The sequence below is a fragment of the Sphaerothrix gracilis Ecp01 genome (assembly GCF_030405905.1).
Taxonomy (GTDB): domain Bacteria; phylum Cyanobacteriota; class Cyanobacteriia; order Phormidesmidales; family Phormidesmidaceae; genus Sphaerothrix; species Sphaerothrix gracilis.
The window spans coordinates 1-4,056 of the sequence record NZ_JASATW010000074.1 but is presented as its reverse complement, the minus strand read 5'-3'; the positions used below and the strand labels follow the sequence as shown (position 1 = coordinate 4,056).

Here is a 4,056-nt window from a genome sequence, read left to right as displayed (position 1 = left end):
TAAAACAGAAAGGTACTATATATCTTCCAGAAAGTTTTTTTAATACGTTATTTTTATGAGAATCAGATACAATTTCATAGGATACTCATATCCGATACCAGGCAAAGCTGTAAGCACAGCGATCCCCTGCTTATTTTAGGGACTTTGAGCAAATGATTCCCCATAGTCCTTAGAATCGTTGTATTTTGACTGATGTAGCTTTTATCAATTAAGCAGTCGAGGAGGGAAAAAGCTTAAAGTAATCAAAATTTTCGCTTAAATGCAAAAAACCTAGTGTGGGGACACCAGGCATTTGCATTTCTATTACTCAGAATAGACCGAAAGAGAACCTAAAATGCTTTTTGCAGGGCCAGTTAGGTAGCTCACAGAGTCATTGTGCCTATAGTATCACATTTAGATAAATAGGCAATCATTTCCAGACTTTGTTTTAGCGGTCTATTCCTCTCACTAAAAACAGGAGGAATAGTGGCATATACGCTTAGCGCCTTGCCCCCCGTGGGCAATCGGTGGCGCACATCTTTGCATAGCTCTACAGCAAGCGATCGCGGCTTTGATCGTCAGTTTCAGCAGGAGTGCTGTATCGGCTCAGCCGTTGATATTGAGCTGTACCAGGCTGCCGTCAACATTCACCAAGATCTAGAAATTGCCGCTGGCGGCGAACCCAGCACACCGATTCACGATGCCCTCGGCTGGCAATACAAACGCTTTGGCCTTCAGGCTAGAGACAATCTGGCAGGCGCTATCTTTTTCAACGAAGATGGCACCCCCTGGCAGGTCAAGCTGGCTCAGGCCAAAATTGACCAGCGTAAAACAACTAAGGCGCTCAAACATGCGCTGAACTTGACCGAAGGAGCGATCGCCCATCGCTTCAACCAGCTCATACAGCAGCACCCCCATCTGCTCAGACGGCGCAAGTACGAGACGCCCATCGGCAACGGCAGTAAGCCTTATCTACCTCCTATTCCAACTCAGATTAGACAGCGCATCAGCCAGCACCACGGCATCGAGGTGCCGCTATCGGGTTCTTTTTGGCAGTGGTTAGCGCGTCATCCTGAAGTGCCGATTCTCATTACCGAGGGAGCAAAGAAATCGCTTTGTCTGCTCTCTCAGGGCTATGTCGGGATCGCCCTCTATGGGGTCAACGGTGGCTATCGCTCTAAGGATGCGTTAGGTCATCCGGTACAGCCCTATCTGATTCCAGAACTGCTGCCCTTTATTGCAGGCGATCGCTTAGTCACGCTAGCTTTCGACCAGGATGCTGCTGCTCAAACTCGCAGGCGAGTAGCGATCGCCCTTTCTCGCTTTGGCCGACTGCTGGAAGCGCAAGGCGCAGCGGTCAACATCGTGCAGTGGGATGGCGCTGTCGGCAAAGGCGCTGACGACTTTATCGTGGCCGCTGGCGCTGAAGCGTTTGGATCCCAACTAGAGCAATCTTTGCCTTTAGAGCAGTGGAAGCTATGGAATGCCCTCGATAGTCAGCTTACTCACAAAGCCGATGTGCGGCTCAATGTGCCAGAGATGCGGGCACTCAAGCCTGAGTCTGTCCCCGCTGAAGGCATCGTGGCGATCGCCGCGCCCAAGGGTAGCGGTAAGACCAACCTGATTGCCTCGCTGACCGCTGACTCAGAACGGCTCTTGCCTGCAGGACACCGCATTGCTTTAATGCGCAATCTCTGTCAGCGATTGGGGGCGGACTACCGAGGTGACTTAGACAAAGCTCAAGGCCAGTTCATTAGCGGTGCCGGCTATACCCTGCGTGTGGGTACCTGTGTCGAGTCCCTGCTGGCAATCAATCCTGACCAGTTCGCTGGCTGCGACCTGGTGCTCGATGAAGTGGTGCAGGTTTTGAGATCGCTATTGACCAGCTCCACCTGTAACCGCGATGGCCGCAGACCGGCGCTGCTGGCTCGGTTCCATCACCTCGTTCAGGTAGCTCGGCGCGTCATCCTGGCCGATGCTGACTTGAACAATGATGTGCTGGACTATATTACTGAGCTTAGGGGCGATCGCCAGAAACCTTTTCTAATTCGCAATGACTATAAAACTGTCAGCTACAGCGTCCGCTTCATTGAGGCCAAAGATGCCTCTGTGATTACGGCGCGGCTGCTGGCAGATATCCAAAGCGGCAAAAAGGTCTTCGTTGCCACCGATAGCAAAGCAGGTTCTAAGAAACTAGAACGACTGGTGGCTCAGGTTGAAGGCATGGGACTGCGCTGCCTGCTGCTGAACTCCGAAACCAGCGGCGGCGAGATTGAGCAGGCATTCATCCAAAACCCCAACGCCCATCTGCAAGACTTTGACGTGGTGATCGCTACGCCCTCAATGGCAACGGGCGTCAGCATCGAAGCAGACTACTTCGATAAAGTCTACGGCCTGTTCTGGGGCGTTTCTTCTACCGATGCTGATATGAGCCAAGCGCTAGGCCGGGTGCGCCCACCCATCGAGCGCATCGTCTGGTGCGCTGAGCATGGCCGCAACTACAGCCGTCTCTCGCGCAGCACCTCACACCTGTTCCTCAAAAAAGTGCTCAGGGATAAGACCCATACCTCAGCCTCGCTAATCCGCTCTAGCCTCAGGGAAGACATCACCGGGGCGATCGCGGCCTACGACTGGCAGAGCGACCCCCATCTCAATTTATGGGCACGGTTTGAAGCTGAACGTAACCGCTCGATGGGTAACTTACGCTTAGCGCTGAAGGTGCGCCTGCAATGGGAAGGCAACCGGATTGAAGCGATCGCGGCTGAAACTGACCAGGCCGCCAAGCTGCTGCTTAAAGAAGCTAGAGACGCGATTAAGACAATGGAAGCTCAGCAAGTCGCTAAGGCCGATAATCTCACTTACCTGGAGTACGAAGCTTTGAAAAACAAGGAAAACCCCAGCCCAGAAGAACGCCTCGCCGCTGCCAAGTTTGCGATCGCTGATTTCTACTGCCTGCCAGTTGAAGCGATTAGCGCTGAGCTAGTAGAAGCGGACAATAACGGCAGACGGCGGGGGGAGCTGCTACAGCTTGAAGCCCTGCTTCATCCTGATACCGCCATTGGAGCCGATGCAGGCAAGTTGGAGAAGCAGGCCAACTGGCAGCAAGGGCTGACGCCTTGGGATATGAGCGATGCTGAACTCAAGCGGCAGATCCGGCAGCGGCTTGGGCTAATCGACTTTTTAGACGAAACCCGCGAATGGACCCGCTACGACTTGGAAGCGTTTGCTCAAAGAGCCAGAGCGATCTCCTTGCAGATCAAGCTAGCACTGCACTTCACTCTTAAAGAAGAGATGAGTCCGGTTCAAGTTGCTCACCAGCTCCTTGCCCAGCTCGGCATCAAAACTGAGTTTCGCTGGAGCCGGAGGATGCCGGGATACGAGGGCCAAAAACTCAGGGTTTATCGACTCAATGCTGATATCTACCAGCAACAGCTAGAAATCTTGCAAAGGCGGGCTGAGCGGCGCGAGCGCATTGCTCAAGCCCAGACTGAGACAGGCGGATCACCCTCAGTGGATATAGCTAAAGATTCAGGAGGTGATCCACTAGAGAAACAAGACAAGGCAATAGATACAGCCCCTTCTGTAGTACTAAAAAAAGGGCAAACGAGTGAAGAGACTTCTAACTCCAACTTGAAGAACTTTCACCAAGGGGAAATAGACGAACTACGCCATGACAAATCAGCTTGATTTCCTAACGACCGATACTGTTCCTGTTACACGCTCTAGAAGGGCCGCAGCACGGCACAAAATTTCTCTGAGCCGAAATCAGCGGCTAGCTCCAGCACAGTGGCCCAGAGCAAAGCAATACATCCCTGTGGGATGTGCGATGGCTGCCAGCAGCCATTTACGCTACCAGGGCTAGACTAATAACTATTGCAAAGGTTGTGGCTGGCAGAAAAGTTAGCTGGATAACGTTGTTGCTAGAAGTGCTTGGGTGAGGAATAATCTCTCCTCTGAGCTTTCTTCGGCTCTAGCTTGTTGCATTCCATTCCAGTGCTCTACGGTTGGACGCGACCACCAGTAGTGTAGAAACCGATCTTCGATACTCCCTATCAGTTCTCGGTCGGGCCAGATATG

The 4,056-nt window shown here is 52.4% G+C and carries 1 protein-coding gene; it reads left to right on the top strand.

The genetic code is table 11. The features are described from left to right. Positions 1-465 precede the first annotated feature (465 nt). A complete protein-coding gene (locus QJQ48_RS27540; protein ID WP_346294418.1) occupies positions 466-3,666 on the top strand; it encodes a plasmid replication protein, CyRepA1 family in 3,201 nt (1,066 codons plus the stop codon). The last annotated feature ends 390 nt before the right edge of the window (positions 3,667-4,056 follow it).